The organism is Eggerthella guodeyinii, assembly GCF_009834925.2.
GTDB classification, from domain to species: domain Bacteria; phylum Actinomycetota; class Coriobacteriia; order Coriobacteriales; family Eggerthellaceae; genus Eggerthella; species Eggerthella guodeyinii.
Map to the genome: position 1 here is coordinate 3832373 of NZ_CP063310.1, position 20150 is coordinate 3852522.

20 protein-coding genes are annotated in these 20150 nt (G+C 65.8%); 10 read left to right on the forward strand and 10 right to left on the reverse strand.

Going from position 1 to position 20150, the window contains the following annotated elements; genetic code table 11:
- Positions 1–8 precede the first annotated feature (8 nt).
- The 6 genes from GS424_RS16445 to GS424_RS16470 all read left to right on the forward strand — a co-directional run bounded on the left by GS424_RS16445 (position 9) and on the right by GS424_RS16470 (position 7342).
- A complete protein-coding gene (locus GS424_RS16445) occupies positions 9–1151 on the forward strand; it encodes a M24 family metallopeptidase (RefSeq protein ID WP_244977596.1) in 1143 nt (380 codons plus the stop codon).
- A gap of 172 nt (positions 1152–1323) precedes the next feature.
- Positions 1324–1926, forward strand: a complete 603-nt coding sequence (locus GS424_RS16450; RefSeq protein WP_160941045.1) for a TetR/AcrR family transcriptional regulator — start codon at positions 1324–1326, stop codon at positions 1924–1926.
- Between the two features lie 63 nt (positions 1927–1989).
- A complete protein-coding gene (locus tag GS424_RS16455; RefSeq protein ID WP_160941044.1) occupies positions 1990–3123 on the forward strand; it encodes a Rossmann-fold NAD(P)-binding domain-containing protein in 1134 nt (377 codons plus the stop codon).
- A 25-nt stretch (positions 3124–3148) separates the two neighbouring features.
- Positions 3149–4501: a Na+/H+ antiporter NhaC family protein gene (locus GS424_RS16460; RefSeq protein WP_160941043.1), complete on the forward strand. Its 1353-nt coding sequence runs from the start codon at positions 3149–3151 to the stop codon at positions 4499–4501.
- Between the two features lie 133 nt (positions 4502–4634).
- Complete coding sequence (locus GS424_RS16465) at positions 4635–5870, forward strand: agmatine deiminase family protein (RefSeq protein ID WP_160941042.1); 1236 nt, start codon at positions 4635–4637, stop codon at positions 5868–5870.
- Between the two features lie 122 nt (positions 5871–5992).
- Positions 5993–7342, forward strand: coding sequence for a YjiH family protein (locus GS424_RS16470; protein ID WP_160941041.1), 1350 nt, complete (start codon positions 5993–5995; stop codon positions 7340–7342).
- A gap of 92 nt (positions 7343–7434) precedes the next feature.
- On the opposite strand, the gene GS424_RS16475 is transcribed toward GS424_RS16470, so the two are convergent.
- Positions 7435–7707 carry a homocitrate synthase gene (locus GS424_RS16475; protein ID WP_160941040.1) on the reverse strand — a complete coding sequence of 91 codons (273 nt, stop codon included), beginning with the start codon at positions 7705–7707 and terminating at the stop codon, positions 7435–7437.
- 115 nt (positions 7708–7822) lie between these two features.
- Between GS424_RS16475 and GS424_RS16480 the strand changes: the two genes are divergently transcribed.
- Positions 7823–8767: a hypothetical protein gene (locus tag GS424_RS16480; protein WP_160941039.1), complete on the forward strand. Its 945-nt coding sequence runs from the start codon at positions 7823–7825 to the stop codon at positions 8765–8767.
- Between the two features lie 84 nt (positions 8768–8851).
- Here GS424_RS16480 and GS424_RS16485 read toward each other — a convergent pair whose 3' ends face one another.
- The 6 genes from GS424_RS16485 to GS424_RS16510 are packed head-to-tail and all read right to left on the reverse strand — an operon-like array spanning position 8852 to position 14487.
- Positions 8852–9370 (reverse strand): 4Fe-4S dicluster domain-containing protein, encoded by a 519-nt coding sequence (locus GS424_RS16485; protein WP_160941093.1) that lies wholly within the window; start codon positions 9368–9370, stop codon positions 8852–8854.
- Positions 9370–9963 carry a 4Fe-4S dicluster domain-containing protein gene (locus GS424_RS16490; protein ID WP_160941038.1) on the reverse strand — a complete coding sequence of 198 codons (594 nt, stop codon included), beginning with the start codon at positions 9961–9963 and terminating at the stop codon, positions 9370–9372. The genes GS424_RS16485 and GS424_RS16490 overlap by 1 nt, the downstream gene beginning before the upstream one ends.
- Positions 9960–12317, reverse strand: a complete 2358-nt coding sequence (gene fdhF / locus GS424_RS16495; RefSeq protein WP_160941037.1) for a formate dehydrogenase subunit alpha — start codon at positions 12315–12317, stop codon at positions 9960–9962. The genes GS424_RS16490 and fdhF overlap by 4 nt, the downstream gene beginning before the upstream one ends.
- 4 nt (positions 12318–12321) lie before the next feature.
- Positions 12322–12963: a 4Fe-4S dicluster domain-containing protein gene (locus GS424_RS16500; RefSeq protein WP_244977597.1), complete on the reverse strand. Its 642-nt coding sequence runs from the start codon at positions 12961–12963 to the stop codon at positions 12322–12324.
- A gap of 3 nt (positions 12964–12966) precedes the next feature.
- Entirely contained in the window at positions 12967–13836 is an 870-nt protein-coding gene (locus tag GS424_RS16505) for a bifunctional 5,10-methylenetetrahydrofolate dehydrogenase/5,10-methenyltetrahydrofolate cyclohydrolase (RefSeq protein WP_160941036.1), read from the reverse strand.
- Between the two features lie 39 nt (positions 13837–13875).
- Positions 13876–14487 (reverse strand): cyclodeaminase/cyclohydrolase family protein, encoded by a 612-nt coding sequence (locus GS424_RS16510; protein ID WP_160941035.1) that lies wholly within the window; start codon positions 14485–14487, stop codon positions 13876–13878.
- Between the two features lie 322 nt (positions 14488–14809).
- Here GS424_RS16510 and GS424_RS18100 point away from each other — a divergent pair, with 322 nt between their 5' ends.
- Complete coding sequence (locus GS424_RS18100) at positions 14810–14941, forward strand: hypothetical protein (protein WP_280527512.1); 132 nt, start codon at positions 14810–14812, stop codon at positions 14939–14941.
- 154 nt (positions 14942–15095) lie between these two features.
- Here GS424_RS18100 and GS424_RS16515 read toward each other — a convergent pair whose 3' ends face one another.
- Positions 15096–16763 carry a formate--tetrahydrofolate ligase gene (locus tag GS424_RS16515; RefSeq protein WP_160941034.1) on the reverse strand — a complete coding sequence of 556 codons (1668 nt, stop codon included), beginning with the start codon at positions 16761–16763 and terminating at the stop codon, positions 15096–15098.
- 195 nt (positions 16764–16958) lie between these two features.
- On the reverse strand, positions 16959–17738 hold the full coding sequence (locus GS424_RS16520) for a type III pantothenate kinase (RefSeq protein WP_160941033.1): 780 nt from the start codon (positions 17736–17738) through the stop codon (positions 16959–16961).
- Between the two features lie 124 nt (positions 17739–17862).
- On the opposite strand from GS424_RS16520, the gene GS424_RS16525 reads away from it, so the two are divergent.
- A complete protein-coding gene (locus GS424_RS16525; protein ID WP_154332394.1) occupies positions 17863–18558 on the forward strand; it encodes a response regulator transcription factor in 696 nt (231 codons plus the stop codon).
- A gap of 110 nt (positions 18559–18668) precedes the next feature.
- A complete protein-coding gene (locus GS424_RS16530) occupies positions 18669–19586 on the forward strand; it encodes a sensor histidine kinase (protein WP_160941032.1) in 918 nt (305 codons plus the stop codon).
- A 53-nt stretch (positions 19587–19639) separates the two neighbouring features.
- On the opposite strand, the gene GS424_RS16535 is transcribed toward GS424_RS16530, so the two are convergent.
- Entirely contained in the window at positions 19640–20128 is a 489-nt protein-coding gene (locus tag GS424_RS16535) for an HsmA family protein (protein WP_160941031.1), read from the reverse strand.
- Between the last annotated feature and the right edge of the window lie 22 nt (positions 20129–20150).

The window sequence follows — 20150 nt, forward strand, 5'->3', positions numbered from 1 at the left end:
GATGAGCTATGATCGCAGCGAACAAAGAAGCCAAGCAGTTCGGTTCTGCCGACGACCACGTTAGGAGCCACGCCATGTACGAACAGCGCGTCGATGCCGTGAGGAGCAACCTCGCGAGCCGCGACCTCGAGCAGATGCTCGTGTGCGATCCCCGTTCCATCCAGTACCTCACCGGCGTCTACGCCGAGCCGGGCGAACGCTTCCTCGGGCTGATCATCGCTCCGAGCATCCCGCCCACGCTCGTGCTGAACGCGCTGTTCACCGCCCCGGCCGATGCGGCGTGCGCCGTCTGCTCGTTCACGGATACCGACGACCCGCTGGCCATCGTCGAAGAGCTGTGCGACCCCGACGCGCCGCTCGGCTGCGACAAGAACCTGCCCGCGCGCTTCCTGCTGCCGCTCATGGACCGCGGTACCGCAGCGGGCTTCGCGCTGGCCTCCGAGGCCGTCGACGACGCGCGCGCCATCAAGGACGATGCCGAGCGCGAGCTCATGCGCGCTGCCAGCGCCACGAACGATGCCGCGATGGGCCGCTTCCGCCAGCTCGTGCACGAGGGCGTCACCGAAGCCGACGTGGCCGGCCAGCTGGAGGCGATCTATCGCGAACTGGGCGCACAGGGACACTCGTTCACGCCCATCGTCAGCTTCGGCGCGAACGCCGCCGACCCGCATCACGAACCCGACGACACGCCGCTGGCCAGCGGCGACGTGGTGCTGTTCGACGTCGGCTGCCGTCGGGACGAATACTGCTCCGACATGACGCGCACGTTCGTGTTCGGCGAGCCCACCGAGAAGCAGCGCGAGGTGCACGATACCGTGCGGCGCGCGAACGAAGCGGCCCGCGAGCTGGTGGCCCCCGGCGTGCGCTTCTGCGACATCGATGCGGCGGCGCGCACCGTCATCGAAGAGGCCGGCTACGGGCCGTACTTCACCCATCGCCTCGGGCATCAGATCGGCCTCGACGTGCACGAGCCCGGCGACGTGTCGGCCGCGCACGACGCGCCGGTTGAAGCGGGCATGGTGTTCTCCATCGAGCCGGGGATCTACCTGCCCGGCGAGTTCGGCGTGCGCATCGAAGACCTCGTGCTGGTCACCGACGACGGCTGCGAAGTGCTCAACAGCTACCCCCGCGAGCTGACCGCCGTCGGCTAGCGTCGCCTCCTGAGCGAAGGCGCCCAGCGCCTTCGCTCGGATGACGAGCCAGGCAGCAGGGCTGCCGTCCACCGATAAAAATACGCCGTTTACCGATAACAAACATACATGAATGTATTTTACGGGTATCATCGCGCTATCCGGTGAGACGATGGTGCATCGAGGAGGCGATATGGTTCGGCAGCACAACTCCCAGGAGACGCGAGAGCTCATCATCGACTCCGCCATCGGCCTGTTCATCGAGAAGGGGTACTCCCACACCACGCTCGAGGACATCGTGCGCCGCGTCGGCCTCACCCGCGGCGCGTTCTACTGGAACTTCAAGTCCAAGAAGGACATCCTCGACGAAGTCGTCGATCGCTACGAAGAATTCTATCGCGAGATCTACGCGAGCTACCGGCACTTCGAGTCCGCCTACGAGACCGTGAAGAGCTTCCTTACGTGCGACTTCCTGAAGAAGAACGTCGACAACCCCTACACCAAAATCATCCTGTACAAGGTGGAGGCCTGCGACGAGCTTTCCGACCTCGCCGAGCGTCAGGCGCGCTTGGACCGCGAGTTCACCTCGCTGATCGAGGGCGAGATCAAACGGGGCCAGGATCTCGGGGAGTTCCGACGCGACAAGAGCGCGCGGATGCTCACGCTTTCCGTCTACATGAACCTGCTGGGATTCGACACGTACAACGCCTCGCAGGACACGGGCGAGCAGAACCGCTATTTCTCGGAAGAGGAGATCGCCGATTTCGTCGAGGTGCTTTTGAGCAGCCTGGTCTGAGCGGTATATTTTTTTGGCCAAAAACATACAAACATGTATGTTTATAACAAAAAGGAGGCAGCCATGTCCAACGTAGAAGGTTCCTTGAAAGGCAAGCATTTCCTGACCCTCGAGGAATGCACGCCCGAGCAGCTCCGTCACCTGCTCGACCTGTCCGCCAAGCTCAAGAAGGAGAAGAAAGAAGGCGTGAACCAGCAGAAGAACATCGGCAAGAACATGCTCATGCTCTTCGAGATGGAGTCCACGCGCACGCGCTGCGCATTCGAGACGTCCGCGCAGGATCTGGGCATGGGAACCACGTACCTCTCCAACTCGCATTTCGGCGCGAAGGAGACCATCAAGGATTCCATGCGCGTCTTCTCGGAGATGTACGACGTCATCGCCTACCGCGGCAAGGACCACGAGCAGCTCGTCGAGATGGCCGCCGAAAGCGCGATCCCCATCATCAACGGCTACACCATGCACGAGCATCCCACGCAGATGCTCGCCGACTTCATGACGCTCGACGAGGTTTGGGGCCGCGAAGGGTACCGCGGCAAGACGTTCACCTACATCGGACGCGGCGGGGCCTGCTGCGCGTTCTCCTACGCCGTGGCCTGCGCCATGCTCGGCATGAATTTCCGCTTCATCACCTCCTACATGACGCTCGAGGAGTCGCTCGAGCTGCTCACCCCCGAGGAGCGCGTGGCCTTCCGCCGCGAGGTTCCCGAGGGAGCCAAGCTCGACGGCTGGTCCGGCGCCCTTCCCGAGGAGCAGAGGGCCCTCATCAACGACCTGTACGCGAAGCACCATCCCGAGTGCAGCTTCCTCGAGACCGAGGATGTGGACGCCATCGAGGGCACGGACGTCGTGTCGACCGAGAACTGGGGATTTTTCACCAACAAGGCCATCACGTGGCTTCCCGGCATCGCCAAGTACCGTCCCTACCAGGTCAACCGCGAGCTCATGGAGCGCACCAAGAACCCGAACGCGATTTTCATCCACATGCTGCCGGCAACCCACAACAGCGGCCACAGCGCGGCGCAGAACCTCATCGGCGCCATCGCCGATCCGGAGCTCCAATCGTTCCTCGACAAGGGCTTCGAGGTCACCGACGAAGTGTTCGAGGACAACGCCGGCTACATCTTCCGCGAGGCGGGCAACCGCCAGCATACCATCAAGGCCGTCACCTACGCCGTCATGGGCAACGACGCGTAAGACCGCGTAGAAAGGAGGGGACAGCATGTTCGTCGTGAGCCTTATCCCCATTATCGTCGCCTTCGCAGGCGTGATGATATCGAAGCGCGCCTTCGAGTCGTGCATCGCGGGCATCATCACGGCCGTGATCATCTATGCGGCGCAAACCGGCGACTGGAACATCCCGTTGCTCTTCTACAACTTCCTCGCGGAAACGAGCAGCGAGCCCGGCAACATGTGGGTCATCGTGTTCACGCTCTCCATCGGAGCGGTCACGCAGATCCTCACGGACGCCGGCGCCACCGCCGCTTTCAGCAACTGGGTCACGAAGCGCTTCGCCAACAACGAGAAGAAATCGATGCTCTCCATCGTCGTCTTGGGCATCTTGGTCTACGCAGACGAGTTCCTGAAGGCCGCCGTGCTCGACTCGTACGGCAAGACCATCGGACGCAAGAACCGCATTCCCGCCGAGGTCGTGGGCATGCTGGTGGTGGCGCTGTGCATCCCGCTCGTCGCGTTCACGCCCATGGCCACGTGGTCGGTGTACTTCTCGCAGCTCATGGTCAGTTCGGGCTTCGCTGCCAACGGCATGATGGACTTCGTGACGCAAGTCATGCCGATCATGGTGTTCCCCATCATCCTCACGGCCATCATCGTGCTGTTCTCCCTGGGCATCATGCCGGCGTTCGGCACCGTCAAGCATGCCATCGCGAAGAAGCGCGAAGGCTCTTACGACTTCTCCTGCTATGAAGATCAGGGGCTTTTGGACAACGCCGCTCTCAAGGCGCGCCCCCTCGACTTCGTAACCCCCCTGATCGTCCTTTTGGCCGTGGGCATCGCGCTCGACGGCGACCTGGCGATCGCATGCCTCGTCGCCATCGCTTTCGAGATGGTGTGGTTTACCGCACGGAGGGTCATGACCTTCGCCGAATTCATGGACAGCTTCTGGAAGGGCATGTTCGGCGTGTTCAAGCCCACGGTCTACCTCATGGTCGGCTTCACGCTCACCACCATACTGAAGCTCATCGGCTTCCCTGAGCTGGTGCAGGCGGTCGCGGGCTTCATGGTTCCCGGCGCGGCCCTCGCGTTCTTCTTCGTGGCGGCAGCCGCCATCGGAACGCTGACCGGCATGTTCTGGCCCACCACCGCGCTGTTCATGGCGGCATGCCTGCCCGTCACCGACTCCATGGGCATCAGCCCCTTCGTCCTTTCCGCCGTGCTCTTCTCGGCGGCCACTTTTGGCTCGGTGCTCTCGCCGCGCGGAGCGCTGGTGATGTTCATCGGCGAGGAGCTGGGCTCCAACGCCGTGGATCTCACCCGCAGCTTGCGCCCCTACGCGCTCATCGCGGGCGGCCTCACGCTGCTCTTCTACCTCGTGCTCGGGTTCGTGGTGGTCTAACCGAGCGCCCGGCCCATTTCCGCCGCGCCGCAGGAGGGCCCTACCCCCCCCCCCCCGCGCGCGGCGCATATCCATTAGCAAGCATTCGATTCCGTCAGCGCGCGTGCGCGAAGGCAAGCAAAGGAGATACGCAATGAAAGAGAACACGTTCCGCTACGCCGGCGAGTTCGAGCCCCAGGAAACGGTCGTGATCGGCTGGCCCCGCATCATCGAACCGGTCGGCGGCATGTACACCGAGGGCGTCATGCGCCAGGTCGTCAAGGCGCTCGTCGGGCATGTGGACAACATCGTCGTCAACTGCGGATGGCCGGGCACCTACGATCGCTGCCGCGAAGTGCTGAGCGAGGGCGGCATCGACCTCGATCGGATCGCCATCACCCAGATCCCCGACATGATGCACTGGATGCGCGATTACGGCCCCGACATCATGAGGGACGACGAGGGGAACATGCGCCTCGTCCACTTCCGCTTCGACATGTACGGCATGGGCGAGGAAGACAGCGAGATGTCGCTTCTGTGCAAGAAGTTCGCGCCGCATATGGCCATCGAGCTGGGCTGCTACGACATCGTCGAGTCGCGCCTCGTCTCCGAGGGCGGCGACAAGGAGTTCAACGGCGCCGGCGTGATGATGGCCATCGAGGAGACCGAGGTTGCCAAGCGCAACGGCTCCATGACCAAGGAGGAAGTCGAAGAGGAGTTCAAGCGCGTCTTCAACCTCGAGAAGGTCATCTGGCTGCCGCAGTGCCATTGGGAGGAAGAGCCCTCGACGCTCGGCGTGCTCGACCACGTCGACGGGAAGCCCGTATACCGCTCCGGCTCGGCCAACGGCCACATCGACGAGCTCGCGCGCTTCGTCGACAAGAGCACCGTGCTGCTGCTGGAAGTGAGCGAGGAAGAGGCCTCCGAGCTTGAGAGCGCCCGCATCACCAAGGAGCGCTGCGACGCGGCCTACGAGGTCCTCAAGTCGGAGACGGACGCCGAGGGAACCCCGCTCACGATCATTCGCATCCCCGCCCCTATCCCCGAGTACGTGTCGACCACGCCGGAGGATTGGACGAACCGCACCTGGGGCAAGCGCTTCGCTGAGAACGAGGAGCCCCTGCTCGACGACGGCACCCCCATGCCCGAAGGCGAGATCATCATGCAGCCGGCGATGAGCTACATCAACTACCTGGTCTGCAACGACGTCGTGATCGCGCAGAGCTATTGGCGCGAGGGCAAGCCCGAGGCCATCCGCCAACGCGACGAGCAGGCGATGGCGGCGCTCGCCGAGGCGTACCCCGGACGCACCATCGTGCCCATCTACTCCATGGATCTGAACATCCGCGGCGGCGGCATCCACTGCGCGACGAAGAACATCCAGAAGTAGCCGCATCCAGGCGGCGGGAAGGGTGGCGTATCCGTCCCTCCCGCCGCACCGCTCCTCCGCGCGCGGCATGCGCCGCGGGCGCAATCGCATGCCAAGAGGCCGAACCGACGGACGTGGGTCTTATGGATAAGAAACGCATCATCGACATCGCAAAGCTCGTCGTCCCCTCGACGGCGGGGGTTTTGCTCTTCCTGGTTCCGGTTAGCTACGGGGAAAGCCAAGAGATGCTTTCGGGCATCATCGTATCCTGGCTGAAATCGTCGCTGGAAGGAGTATCCGTCCCGCTGCTCGTATGCATGGTCTCCGCTTCAGCCGTTCTCTCGCTCTGGCATCGCATCTCGCCCATCCCCTTCATCAGCAGGCACGACGGCCTTGACGCCATCTTTTCGCCAAGCAGGTTCTGGATCGCGGTGCGCGTCGGCGGAGCGGCTATGATGCTCGCGGTCTTTCTCGGCATCGGGCCTGCGGAACTGGTATCCGAAGGCACCGGCGGAAATATGCTGCACACCGTAGCGCCCACCTGCGCGGCATGGTACCTGATAGGCGGCGTGTTCCTGCCTTTGCTCACCGACTACGGCTTCGTCGACCTGTTCGCCTCGCTGCTGCGCGGCGTCGCCCAACCGCTGTTTCGCATACCGGGCCGCTCGGTGGCGAACTGCCTCTCCTCATGGTTCGGCTCGAGCGTCTGCGGAACCTATCTGACCATCTCCCAATACGAGAAGGGCTTCTACACCGGCCGCGAGGCGGCGACCATCATCAGCTGCTTCTCCATCCTGAGCATCAGCTTCTGCTCCATGATCGCCTCGATACTGGGACTGGGGCGACACTTCATCGCCTTTTACGGCACGATAGCGATCACGGGCCTGATCCTGGCACTCCTGCTGCCGAGGATCTGGCCCATCCGCTCCATGACGAGCGACTACTGCGACGATGTCGGCAAGAAGATAGACGAAGAGGCTCCCGAGAACGTCGGCCGGCTCGCCTGGGGTTGCCGCCAGGCGCTCGCCCGCGCCGCGAGCGCTCCCGGCTTGGGCACCGCATTGTCGCGAGGCCTCACGAGCGCGCTCAACATGACGGTGAGCACGCTGCCCAGCATCATGGTATTCGGAACCGTCGCGCTGATGGTGGCCACCTACACGGATCTGTTCGCCTACCTCGGCGCGCCGTTGGGAGCCTACCTTTCGCTGTTCGGGATTCCGGACGCCATGGAGGTGGGCTCGATCGTGCTCGTCGGCTTCGCGGATCAATTCGTTCCCGTCATCCTCGGGGCGGCGCAGGCTTCCGTCGAAGTGCGCTTCTTGGTGGGGACGCTCTGCATCCTGCAGGTTCTCTACATGACCGACATCGGCGCGCTCATCTTGACCTCGAAGATCCCCTTCTCGTTCCCGCAGCTGTTCGTCGTGTATCTCGAGCGGGTGCTGATCAGCGTGCCCATGGTGCTGGCGCTCGGGCACTTGTTCGGGGTTCTTTGAGGCAGGCGAAACCCGCCCAAAGCGCTTCGCCGCCCCCCTCCGCATCGCGCAGCGGCCCCGCCTCGGCTTCCGGAGGCGGGGCCGCTTTTCGTTTACTTGCCGCCGAACAGGCCCGAGAGCTTCCCCAGGATGTCGCCGTCGCCCAGGAAGTCGCCTACCGCTTCCATCACCTTGTCCATGTTGAGCTCCTTGCCCTCGAGCAGGGGCTCCACGGCACCCACCACGTCCTTGAGCTGCTCGTCGCTCAGCTCGAGCCCCGTCGCGTTCTTGATGGCGGCGCCCGGGTCGATGCCGAAAGCCTTCAGCTGCTCCGGATCCTCGGCCGCCCCCTTCACGAACTGCCCTACGATCTGCTGCACATCCATGGTTCTCTCCTTGCTTCAACTATACGTTGAACTGGGCTTATTCCGTTCTCAACTTCTGCGCGTACCTTATCATATCGATAACCGTTCAAGGAGAACAAGAGGGGACGACACGCCTATGACAACGAAGAAGCAGCCGAGCGAGCACGACGAAAAAGCAAGCGAGGCGCCGAAGAAGCCGGCCGAGAAGAAGGAGCCGAAGGAGCGCCACTTCGTTGACGCGAAAACCGGGGAGACCGTCGCGAAACCGAAGCAGGGCGGTTCGGGCGCAGCGACGCAGGCCGTGCGCGAGGAGATGCACGCGGAGCGCAAGGGGAACGCGTTGCCGTTCCGCATCGGCGCCATCGTGCTGTGGGTGCTGGGCATCGTGTTCGAGGTGGTGGCCATCCTCGTGGCGAACAGCACGCTGTATCTTCCGAAGTTCCCGCCGATGACCTGGGTGGTTATCTTCCTCGTGGTCGACCTCGTGTTCGTGGTGGTGGGCTCGCAGCTGTGGAAGCGCGCGAACCACATCAACCCGGCGTCCAAGGAGAACAAGCTGGCGTACTGGGTGCAGACCGAGCTCGGCGTCATCATCGCGGTTATCGCGTTCGCGCCCATCCTGCTGCTCATGCTAACGAACAAGGACCTGGACAAGAAGACGAAGCAGGTGTGCTCCATCGTGGCCGGCGTGGCGCTCGTGGCCGCCGTCGGCAGCGGCATCGACTACCATCCGACGTCGCAGGAGGACCTCGACCAGGCCGAAGCCGGCGCCGCCGTGCTTTCGGACGACGGGCTGGCGTACTGGACGCCGTTCGGCGAGGTGTACCACTTCAACCCCGATTGCCAGTACATCAAGAATTCGGGCACCATCTACTCGGGCTCGATCAACGACGCGCTTGAGGCCGGCCGCAACCGCGCCTGCTCCGGCTGCGCCGTGGAAGACGGAACCGACACGCTCGACAGCGCCGATCCCGCTGCCGTGGAGGAAGCCGCCGCGAACGCCATCAGCGTGATCGAGGGCGGCGCCGGAGCAGACGCCGACGACGACGCCAAGCAGGAGGATCTCCCGAAGGCAGCGTAGCCGCCCTTACAGCACCCGTCTTTCGCCCGAAGCACACGCCACAGCACGCTCAGGCGTGTGTTTCGGGCGAAAGACGGGGTTTGCCTACCGCTTCATCCCGCTGCGGCGGGCGGCGGCTTTGGCGTCGTGGAGGCGCTTGCAGTCGGGGCAGATGGACGTGAGCGTGCGAGCACGGGCGGCGTCGGCGTTCTCCTCCTGCTCGAGCAGCTCGTTCGCGAACTCCACCTCCTTGTTCGTGGCGTAGTAGCGGCCGCACGACTCGCACTCGGCCAGCGCGAACAGGCAGCGCTTCGGCGGCTCGGAGTCGTCGGCGAACTCGGTGCCCTCGATGAGGCTCATCGCCCCGGTCGGGCACACGGGCACGCAGCGGCCGCACTGCGTGCAGTCGTACAGGTCGAGCGTCCACACGAGCATGCCCTCGTCCTCGTCGATGAAGATGCGGATGGCGCGGGAGTCGCACGCCACCGCGCAGGCCGCGCAGGCGATGCACCGGCCGAAGTCGTGGCGGGGCTTCCCCTTCGCTCGCTCGTGCGCGCGGCGCGCCAACGGAACGGGCCGTCCTCCGGAGATGGCGTTTGGCACGCGCGGCTTCATCGTCCCCATCACGCCTCCCCCTCCTCGACGCCCAGCACGCCGCGCATGGCCACGTCGGTCATCTCGATGGCGTCGATGCGGCGCGTGCGGCCCAAAGCTCCCAGCGTGCCCTCGTCCACCAGGGCGAGCGCCTTCGTGGGGCAGGCGTCCACGCATCGCGGCCCGTCCGGCGACTTCGCGCACAGGTCGCACATCACCACCGAGGTGTACGAGCCCGTCTCCTTCTGGCGCAGCAGCCCCGCCGACCGCGCCGACGAGGCGCGACTGTACGGTGCCGCCTTCACGTGCGCCGTCGAGGGCGCCGACGGGTACACCGCGCCGAAGGGGCACACGAGCGCGCACAGCAGGCATCCCGTGCAGCGGCTTTCGTCCACGTGCAGGCGATCGCGCTCCTGCACGATGGCCCCCTCGGGGCACACGGACATGCAGGGCGCGCCCTCGCACTGGTGGCACGTCACCGCGGCGGACACCGTGCGCGTCTTCACGAGCGAGATGCGCGACGCGGGCCGCAGCGCGCGGCGGCGATGGCTCTCCGTGCAGGTGACGCGGCACGCGCCGCAGCCGATGCACCGGGACGGATCGGACACGACGAAGCGGTTCATACGAGCGTCTCTTCCTCGCCGTTCGCATACAGGGCGCGCCCCGCCACCTCGGCCTCGTGGGGCGCGAAGGCGGGGGTGGGAGTCGGGGCCGCATCGGCCGGCGCCGCGGGGGATCCTTCGACTCCGGCGGCATCGCTCAGGACGGCGGAGGGCACGGCGTCCTCGGCCGACTCCTCCTCCACCGGATGCTGCCGGTCGGCCTCGGCGGCCAGCCGCGCCTTCAACTCGGCGTAGCGCTCCACGAGGTACGTCTCGGCCCACGCCTGATCGGGAATGGACTCCACTTGGCACGCGCTGAACTTGTCCTCGGGCGTGCCCGACTCCCCGTCCGTGGCGTGCAGCGTCAGCTCGTTGCACTTGCCGATCCACCACTGGTAGGTCATGTACACGGCACCGTCGTTGATGCGGTCGTCCACCGCCGCGCGGGCCAGCACCTTCCCGCGGCGCGACGTCACCCACACGAGCTGCTCTTCGTCGATGCCGCGCGCAGCGGCGTCGACCGGGCTGATGCTCACGTACCCCGGCTCGTCGGCCAACGCGGCCAGCGCCTTGCAGTTGCCGGTCATCGAGCGACACGAGTAGTGCCCCACCTCGCGCACCGTGCACAGCACGAGCGGATAGCGCTCGTCGGGCTCCTCGGTGGGCGGGCGCCACGCGGCGGCCTCCAAATGCCCCTTCCCGTCGGGCGTGGTGAACGCGCCGCCGGCGAACAGCTCGGCCGTGCCGTGGTTGTCGGGGTCGTCCGCCGCCTCGGCGTAGATGGGCCATTGCGCGTAGCCGACGCCCGCCATCTTCTCGTACGTCGCGCCCGCGAACTGGGGGCACAGGCTGCGCACCTCGTCCCAGATCTCCTCGGCGCTGCGATAGTGCATCGGGTAGCCCATGCGCGTGGACAGGTCGGCGAATATCTCCCAGTCGTGGCGGCACGCGCCCTTCGGCGGCAGCGCCGCAGTGGTACGCTGGAACGAGCGGTCGGACGCGGTGTACACGGCGTCGTGCTCGGCCCACGACGTAGCGGGCAGCACGACGTCGGCCAGCGCCGTGGTCTGCGTCATGAAGATGTCCTGGCTGATCAGCAGGTCGAGCCCTTCGAGCGCGGCGCGCACCTGCGCTGTGTCGGGCTCGGTTTGAACCGGGTCCTCGCCGAAGTTGTAGAACGCGCGGATGGTGCCCGTCTCCACGCCGTGCGGCAGGTCGGTGAGCTTGAAGCCCTCCTCGAGCGACAGGCGATCCTCGTCCACGCCCCAGGCGGCGGCGAACTTGGCGCGCACCGCGGGGTCGTCCACGCGCTGGTAGCCGGGATAGAGGCTCGGCCACATGCCCATGTCGCAGCTGCCCTGCACGTTGTTCTGGCCGCGCACGGGCGCCAACCCGCTCGCATGCCGGCCGATGTGCCCGGTGATCATCGCAAGCGCGGCGAGGGCGCGCACGGTCTGCACGCCCTGGGCCTGCTGCGTCACGCCCATACCCCAGCCGATGACGGCGGTCTCGGCGTTCGCGTAGCGGCGCGCGGCGTGGCGGATGGCCTCGGCCGCGAGGCCCGTGACCTCTTCCACGTCTTCGGGCGCGTAGTCCTGCACGACTTCCCACCAGGCGTCGAAGCCCGTCGTGTGCTGGTCGATGAAATCCCAATCGGCCAGCTCTTCGTCGATGATCGTGTAGGCGAACGCGTTGAGCAGCGCGACGTTCGACCCGTTCTTCAACGGCAGGTACACGTCGGCGATGCGCGCCGACTCGATGACGCGGGGGTCGCACACGATGAGCTCGGCCCCGCGCTCCTTCGCGTTCACGATGCGGCGCGCCACGATGGGATGGCTGGCCGCCGGGTTGTAGCCGAACAGCAGGATGCAGTCCGTCTCCTCGAGCGTGGGGATGCTCACGCTCATGGCGCCCGATCCCACCACCTCCATGAGGCCGATGACGCTGGCCGCGTGGCACGTGCGGGCGCAGTTGTCGATGTTGTTCGTGCCCAGGCAGGCGCGCGTGAACTTCTGCATCACGTAGTTCGCCTCGTTGCCCGCGCCGCGCGACGAGCCGGTGAGCATCACCGAGCGCGCACCGTGCTCCGCGATGATGGAGCGCAGGCGGTCGGCCGTGAAATCGAGCGCCTCGTCCCAGGTCACGCGTTCGAGCGGCGCGCCCTTCGCGCGGCGGATCATGGGATGGTAGATGCGGGGCGTGAGGATTTTCGTGTCGTTGACGAAGTCGTAGCCGTACCTGCCTTTGAGGCACAACTCGCCCTCGTTCGTGACGCCCGGCAGGCCTTCCGCGTCGATGACGAGGCCGTTCTCCACCACGAGGTTCATCTTGCAGCCGGCACCGCAGTACGGGCACACCGCCATATGCTTTTCCATGATCCTACTCCCCCTCGTCCAGATCGGCGTTGAGCTTCATGCTGGCGTACGATGCGGCCGCCCGAGCCGCAGCCCGACGCTTGTTCTGCCGCGCGCGCTCCATGAACCGCTCGTCGATGAGCCGCAGCGCCTTCGTCGGGCATGCCGACGCGCACGCGGGGCCGCCGGAGCGGCCGATGCACAGGTCGCACTTCACCACGGTCGACTTCGTGCGCTTGCGCTTCTTCGCGCGCGCTCGGGCACGGGCGCCCTTGTCGTCCTGGGCGGGCGCGGCCGCGGCCGCGGTGCCGGGCGCGGGCTCCGGTTCGGGCGGCAGTTTCTCGGTGACGATCTCCACGGCACCGTACGGGCAGGCCAGCACGCAGTTGCGACAGCCGATGCACTTGTCCGCGTGCACGCCCACATGCTCGTCGTCGGTGAAGAGGCACCCGGTGGGGCACGCGTCCACGCACGGCGCCTCGGCGCAGTGGTGGCAGCCCACGGGAGCCGAGATGGTGCGCGTGGTGACCAGCGTGAGGCGCGGAACGGCCACGTCGTTCGGCGCGTCGTGGCGATGGAAGCATGCGGCCATGCACGTTTTGCAGCCGATGCAGGTGGCGGGGTCGGCGATGACGAACGTGCGGCCCATCGGAGAGGGAGCGCGCACCGCCTACCGCCCCTCCCCACGTGCGGCGAGCGCCGCTTCGGCCGCGGCCACCGTGTGCGCCATCGTCACCGACGTGGTGACCGTGCCGATGCCGCCCGGCACCGGCGTGATGGCCCCCACCACGGGCTCGACTTCGGCGAAGTCCACGTCGCCGCACAGGTTTCCCTGCGTGTCGAAGTTGATGCCCACGTCGAGCACCGTTTGCCCCGGGCTGAAAAACGACGCGCCGAAGGCCCGCGCACGACCCGTGGCGCAGATGACCACGTCGGCCGAGCGCATGATGTTGGCAAGATGCTCCGTTTTGCTGTGGCAGATGGTCACGCTGGCGTTGCGGCGCAGCAGCATCATGGACACCGGCTTGCCCACCACGAGGCTGCGGCCCACCACCACGATGTGCTTGCCCTGGAGCGGCACCCGGTAGTGGTCGAGCAGCTGGATGCACGCGGCCGCCGTCGCGGGAGGATAGCCCGCATGGCCGTCGGTGAACACCGAGGCCAGCGACGCCAACGTGATGCCGTCGATGTCCTTCTTCGGATCGAGCAGCTCGCACACGTGCGACTCGTCCACGAACGACGGCAGCGGGCGGAACAGCAGGCAACCGTGCACGCCGTCGTCGTAGTTCACTTCGCGAACGGCCGCCTCGATGGCCGCCTGAGGGGCGAATTCGTCCAGCTCGTACGGCTTGACGGCGATGCCGAGCGACTCCGCGCGTTTGCGCGCCGTGCGTTCGTACGACAGGTCGTCGGGCCGCTGCCCCACGCGCACGAGCGCGAGCGCGGGCGTGACGCCGGCACGACCGAGCGCCTCGATGCGCGCATCCAGGTCGAGCGCCATGCTGTCGACAACGGGCTTCCCCCTCAGTAACTCAGCCATGTCTGCCTTTCTGCTTCGCAAGCCATGAAACTGGCGATGTTACCGTATCGCGTCCATCGTATATGCGAGAATTCCGTCGGCGCGCACGTTTGCCTCGGCGATGAGCGCATCGGCTTCGGTGCGATAGCCGTCGGCGCGGTTCTCGTCGTCCATCGAGGCCGCGTTGATGTACACGTTCATGCTGGCGGCCACCAGCGCAGCGCGCGCCAGCACCGCCGCCGCGCCCGCGTCCGACACGGCCAGCTTGCTGCCGTTGCGTGCGAGGAAGTCGGCGTAGTCGATAACCTCGGCGCACGCGCGCATGATGGCCAGCGGCACGTCGCACGCAGGTCCCAGCGCCAGCTGCAGCGCCGCCTGCTTCGCCGCCGCCTCCTCGGGCGTGGCCTTCGGCATGCGGTACGACGCGGCCAACGGCTCGAACGCCCGCGCGTCCGACTCGATGAGCGCAAGCAGCTTGGCGCGCACGCCCTCGAGGTCGCGCAACGCGTCCTGCACCTCGTCCTCCACGGCCGCATACGTCTTCTTGCCCGTCGTCAAGTTGCCCACCATGGACGCGAGCGCGGAAGCAACCGCCCCCACGTACGCCGAGGCACCGCCGCCGCCCGGCGTGGGGGCGGCCGAAGCCAGCTCGTCGATAAAAGTCGTGTCCAAGAAGGTCCTCCTTGTCGCGTCGCGCACTCGAAACATAGCCCCATGATACGACAATCCACTGCGCAGGGAGATCAGCGCGCGGCCGGCGGCCGCATCCTCCTCAATTTCCCCGCGCGATTCCAGCAGAATCCTCATGCGATTCTCACGCGAATCCATCGGATTTTGCACGCGATTCCAGCGCGGAACCGATGCGGTTCCAACGCCAATTCTACGCATATGAACAGGACTTTTGATGCTTCACACAATCGTTCGCAAGGAGTACAATGGCCGCACCGACGGTGTCCGCATTCGGGTGGCGCTTCTTGCGAAAGGGGCAAAACCTATGAACATCGTTTTTGAAATCCTTAACGCTTACGCAGCGGTGGCCACGATCGCGAGCTTTCTCCGCGACCTGTGGACGGACTATAAGAAATGCGGACGAAGCAGGGAGGGAACCGGGGAGAAGCTGAAATAGCAAAGCCCGGGAATAATCCCGGGCTCCCACATTAACCTGCGCCGCCCGAAGGGGATCGTGTAGCCACCAAAACTCACATCCTGGGCACCGCCGGTAGCCGTAGTATACGACAGGAGAACCCCCGGTTTCAAGGGAAACCGGGGGTTCTCCGCGCTTAGAACAATCCCGATATCTTGCCGGTTTCGTCAACGTCGATGCGCTCGGCGGCGGGCACCTTGGGCAGGCCGGGCATCGTCATGATGTCGCCCGTCAGCGCCACGACGAACCCGGCGCCGGCCGACACTTTCGCGTTGCGCACCGTGATGCGGAAGTCGCGCGGCGCGCCGAGCTTCTTCGCGTCGTCGGAGAAGCTGTACTGCGTCTTCGCCATGCACACCGGCATGCCGCCGAAACCGAGCTTCTCCAGCTTCGCCAGCTCGGTCAGCGCCTTCGGCTCGAAGTCCACGCCGTCGGCATGGTACACGCGCGTGGCGATGGCCTCGATCTTCTCGGTCAGCGACAGGTCGTCCTCGTAGGCGAACTGGAAGTCGTTCGGCTCTTCGCACAGGCGCACCACTTCGTCGGCCAGCGCGAGGCCGCCCTCGCCGCCCTTGGCCCACACCTCGGACAGGGCCACGTTCACGCCCAAATCGCGGCACTTCTGCTCCACCAGCGCCAGCTCGGCCTCGGTGTCGGTCGGGAAGCGGTTGATGGCCACGACGCACGGCAGCTGGTACACCTTCGTGATGTTCTCCACATGCTGCAGCAGGTTCGGCAGCCCCGCCTCGAGCGCTTCGAGGTTCTCGTCGTTGAGGTCAGCCTTCGCCACGCCGCCATGGTTCTTGAGCGCGCGCACCGTGGCGACCACGACCACCGCGTCGGGGCGCAGGCCCGCGAGGCGGCACTTGATGTCGAGGAACTTCTCCGCGCCCAGGTCGGCACCGAAGCCGGCCTCCGTCACGCAGTAATCGCCCAGCGCCATGGCCATGCGGGTGGCCATGATGGAGTTGCAGCCGTGCGCGATGTTGGCGAAGGGGCCGCCGTGCACGAACGCCGGCGTGCCCTCGAGCGTCTGCACGAGGTTCGGCTTGAGGGCGTCCTTCAGCAGCGCCGCCATCGCGCCCTGCGCGTTGAGGTCGCCGGCCGTGACGGGCTGGTCGTCGCGCGTGTAGCCCACGACGATGCGGGCCAGGCGCTCTTTGAGGTCGGTGATGGAGGTGGACAGGCAGAAGATGGCCATGATCTCGCTGGCCACCGTGATGTCGAAGCCGTCCTCGCGCGGCACGCCGTGCGCCTTGCCGCCCATGCCGTCAACCACGTTGCGCAGCTGGCGGTCGTTCATGTCCACCACGCGCTTCCACGTGATCTTGCGCACGTCGATGCCCAGCTCGTTGCCCTGCTGGATGTGGTTGTCCAGCATGGCGGCCAGCAGGTTGTTGGCCGCACCGATGGCATGGAAATCGCCCGTGAAGTGCAGGTTGATATCCTCCATGGGGATGACCTGGGCGTATCCGCCGCCAGCAGCGCCGCCCTTCACGCCGAACACGGGGCCCAGGCTGGGCTCGCGCAGCGCGACGACGATGTTCTTGCCCTGGCGAGCCAGGGCGTCGGACAGGCCCACGGTCGTGGTGGTCTTGCCCTCGCCAGCGGGCGTCGGGTTGATAGCCGTGACCAAGATGAGCTTCCCCGGCGTGTGCTCCTCATCGGTGAGCAGGTTGTAGTCCACCTTCGCCTTGTTCGTACCGTACAGTTCGAGGTACGACTCCGGCACGCCCGCCTTCTCGGCGATCGCGCTGATGGGCAGAGGTTTCGTCGCTTGGGCAATTTCAATGTCGCTCAACACGTCGGGCCCTTCCTTTCTTTTCGCCTGCTCGTCACAGGCGGCGTGGCTTTCCCAATAGCAGCATTCTAGCTGCTCGGCGCGTCGGGGACGAGAATCATTCCCCAAGAGCGCAATAAAGCCAGCGTTGCGGCAACGCGCCCTTGGAGCAGGTGCATCGCAGAGCCAGGGAACCCGTTCGCGCCCATCGATCCGCGCTCAGCGGCCCGCCCCCTCCTGGGCCTCGTAGACGAGGCGCAGGCCCTCGAGGGTCAGCTCGGGGTTGATGGCGGTGATGGTCTGCGACTGGGCCGCGACGCGCGACGCGAGGCCGCCCGTCGCCACCACGGGCGTCTCGTAGCCCAGCTGGGCGAAGATGCGGCGGATGATGCCGTCCACGCGGTCGGCCTCGCCGTACACGATGCCGGCCTGGATGGCCTCCTCGGTGTTGTGCCCGATGGCGGTGCCCGGATCGACGAGGTCGATGGCGCCCAGCTTCGTGGCGTGCGAGAACAACGCAGAAGCCGACGTTTCCACGCCCGGCGCGATGACGCCGCCGATGAAGCGGCCGTCCGCGTCGATGACCTCCATGTTGGTTGCCGTGCCGAAATCCACCACGATCACGGGCGACCCGTACAGCGCCTTCGCGGCCACGGCGTCGGCCACGCGGTCGGCGCCGATCTCGTGCGGGTTGGGGTAGTCGGCCTCGAACAGCGCCCCCGCCGTCTCGGCCGAGCACACGAGCGCCTCCTCGCCGATCATGCGGTGCGCCGCCGAGCGCCACGCCATCGTGAGCGCCGGAACCACCGAGGCCAACGCCACGCCGCGGATGTCGTCGAGCGCGAGGCCTTCGGACGCCAGCAGCGGCACGAGTTTCACGCGAAGTTCGTCCGAAGTATGGCTCTTATTCGTGGCCACGCGCCACCGGTATTGCAGGCTTCTGTCCTGGTAGATCCCGACTACCGTTTGAGTATTCCCCACGTCGATGGCAAGTAACATGTTCCTGACAGTCTCCCTCGGTTGCGGCCCGAATGCTTATAGTTGCTCTCGACATTATAACAACCCGCCCACGCGCATCTGTCAGGCACCGGCAACGGGAGTCCATCTGATAGAAAGGCAACACATGAACGACACTCCGCACCGCATCCTCGTTGTTGACGACGAGCCCTCCATCACCGAATTCGTCAGCTACGCCCTCAAGAAGGAGGGCTTCTTCACCGACGTCGTGGACAACGGCGAAGACGCGCTGGCGCTTGCCACGAAGAACTCGTACGACCTGTTCGTGCTCGACATCATGCTTCCCGGCATGGACGGCTACGAGCTGTGCCGCCGCCTGCGTTCGAAGACCACCGTTCCCGTCCTTTTCCTGTCGGCTCGCGACACCGAGCTGGACAAGGTCGTGGGCCTCGAAATCGGTGGCGACGACTACCTGGCGAAGCCCTTCGGCGTTCGCGAGCTCATCGCGCGCGTGCGCGCTCTGCTGCGTCGCGGCTCGGGCGGCGATTTCCCCGGCGCGAACCACGCCGTCACCGCCAGCGGCATCACGCTGGACGAGGATGCCCACACCGCTTCGGGCGCCAACGGCGAGATCGACCTCACGCCGCGCGAGTTCGAGCTGCTTGCCAGCCTCATGAAGAACGCCGGCAAGGTGGTTTCGCGCGAGGATCTGCTGCGCGACGCCTGGGGTTGGGAATACTTGACGGAAACCAAGACCGTCGACACCCACATCAAGCGTCTGCGTGATAAGATTGAGTCTGCCGGGTACGATCCCGGCTTGGTGGAAACGGTTCGCGGCTACGGATATAGGTTCAGGCAATAAAAAGACTGCAAACATACTTCTCGCTGCTGGCAACCCTGCTTTCGCTTCTCGCCGGCGCGGTACTGCTCCTCATTTGCTTCCTCGCCTTCGACCTTCCGTCGAAGGCGTTTTTGCTGCTTGTTCCCGTCGGCCTCGTGGTGTTCACGTTCAGCTTGATCATCGGCCACTTCATATCCGAACCGCTGCGCTTGCTGGCGAAGAAGACCGCCGCGTACCGCTCGGGCGCCGACGTGCCGTTCGAGCCGGACGGTCGCCTGTACGAAGCCGACGAGCTGGCCACCGACTTCAAGGCGCTCGCGCAAACCATGAAGACGCAGCAGCACGACCTGGTGCTGAAGGAGCGCCGCCAGGCGGCGTTCATCAGCGACGTGGCCCACGAGCTGCGCACCCCGCTCACCGCCATCCGCGGCAACGCCGAGATGCTGGAAGACCCCGACCTGCCGCCCGAGCTTCACGAGAAGTTCTGCTCCATCATCATCAACGAGAGCGAGCGCCTGAGCCGCCTCACCCACGACCTGCTGACGCTGCAGCGCCTCGACGACGCGGCGATGCCCATGGAGCTGTCGCGCGTGAACCTGCGCGAGCTGTCCACGGGCGTGCTCGACGCGCTCGAGCCCATCCTGCGCGACCGTCACGCGAACACCGAGATCATCGGCGAGGCCCCCGACGTGCTGGGCGACCCCGACCGCCTCAAGCAGGCCGTGACGAACCTCGTGGAGAACGCGAGCCGCTTCATCGAGCCCGACGGCCACATCACCATCGAGCTGTTCGGCCTCAAGGGCAACTCCATCCTCGCCGTCAAGGACGACGGCACCGGATTCGGCGACATCGACCCGCAGCTGCTGTTCGACCGCTTCTACCGCACCGACGCCTCGCGCAGCCGCGGCACGGGCGGCACGGGCCTCGGGCTGGCCATCGTGAAGTCGGTGGTGGAGGCGCACGACGGCACGGTGGAGGCCATCAACCTGCCCGACGGGGGCGCGTGCTTCATCATCGCGCTGCCGTCCATCCTGTCCGGCGAGCGCTGAGGCTGCCGGGCCGCTCCAGGGTCGGGCCGCTCCGGGCGGCGGCGCGCCCGCTGCTAGCGAGCTCCCCGCGCGTGGCCCTTCTTGCCGCGGAACAGCGCGAACGCGAGCACCGCAACCACGACCACGCTCGTGCCGATGGCGCACACCGCCTGCAGATGGATCATCGGGATGCCCACGAGCATGCCGATGATGTACGGGACGAGCCATGCTAGCCACACGAACGTGCTGAACGTGTGGAAGCGTTCCATGCCGCGCTCGTTGCGACGCACGTACGTGACGGTTGCCCAGGTGGCGTGCACGAGCATGAGCGCGATGGCGATGGCGCCGGTAGCCGCATGGATGCCGAAGCCGCCCGCCGCCGATTGCTGCGCCATGTTCGTCATGATCATCGTGCCGGTGGTGTCGCACACGAGGCCGCCCCAGAACAGCAGCACATGACGCAGGGACAGCGTCCCCGAACGGCGTTCTCCGAACACTCCCACGGTATACAGCACCAGCGCGCAGGTGATGGCGACGCTCGCCACGATCAATTCCATACTCATAAGGCGCTCCTTTTCTTCATCT

Excerpts from the sequence above, each read along its gene's own strand:
- GS424_RS16490 (WP_160941038.1), bottom strand. The coding sequence starts at position 9,963 with ATGAACCGCTTCGTCGTGTCCGATCCGTCCCGGTGCATCGGCTGCGGC.
- GS424_RS16445 (WP_244977596.1), top strand. The coding sequence starts at position 9 with ATGATCGCAGCGAACAAAGAAGCCAAGCAGTTCGGTTCTGCCGACGAC.
- GS424_RS16480 (WP_160941039.1), top strand. The coding sequence starts at position 7,823 with ATGACAACGAAGAAGCAGCCGAGCGAGCACGACGAAAAAGCAAGCGAG.
- GS424_RS16520 (WP_160941033.1), bottom strand. The coding sequence starts at position 17,738 with ATGTTACTTGCCATCGACGTGGGGAATACTCAAACGGTAGTCGGGATC.
- GS424_RS16460 (WP_160941043.1), top strand. The coding sequence starts at position 3,149 with ATGTTCGTCGTGAGCCTTATCCCCATTATCGTCGCCTTCGCAGGCGTG.
- GS424_RS16485 (WP_160941093.1), bottom strand. The coding sequence starts at position 9,370 with ATGGGGACGATGAAGCCGCGCGTGCCAAACGCCATCTCCGGAGGACGG.
- GS424_RS16505 (WP_160941036.1), bottom strand. The coding sequence starts at position 13,836 with ATGGCTGAGTTACTGAGGGGGAAGCCCGTTGTCGACAGCATGGCGCTC.
- GS424_RS16475 (WP_160941040.1), bottom strand. The coding sequence starts at position 7,707 with ATGGATGTGCAGCAGATCGTAGGGCAGTTCGTGAAGGGGGCGGCCGAG.
- GS424_RS16455 (WP_160941044.1), top strand. The coding sequence starts at position 1,990 with ATGTCCAACGTAGAAGGTTCCTTGAAAGGCAAGCATTTCCTGACCCTC.
- GS424_RS16535 (WP_160941031.1), bottom strand. The coding sequence starts at position 20,128 with ATGAGTATGGAATTGATCGTGGCGAGCGTCGCCATCACCTGCGCGCTG.
- GS424_RS16465 (WP_160941042.1), top strand. The coding sequence starts at position 4,635 with ATGAAAGAGAACACGTTCCGCTACGCCGGCGAGTTCGAGCCCCAGGAA.
- GS424_RS18100 (WP_280527512.1), top strand. The coding sequence starts at position 14,810 with ATGAACATCGTTTTTGAAATCCTTAACGCTTACGCAGCGGTGGCCACG.
- GS424_RS16470 (WP_160941041.1), top strand. The coding sequence starts at position 5,993 with ATGGATAAGAAACGCATCATCGACATCGCAAAGCTCGTCGTCCCCTCG.
- GS424_RS16450 (WP_160941045.1), top strand. The coding sequence starts at position 1,324 with ATGGTTCGGCAGCACAACTCCCAGGAGACGCGAGAGCTCATCATCGAC.
- GS424_RS16525 (WP_154332394.1), top strand. The coding sequence starts at position 17,863 with ATGAACGACACTCCGCACCGCATCCTCGTTGTTGACGACGAGCCCTCC.
- fdhF (WP_160941037.1), bottom strand. The coding sequence starts at position 12,317 with ATGGAAAAGCATATGGCGGTGTGCCCGTACTGCGGTGCCGGCTGCAAG.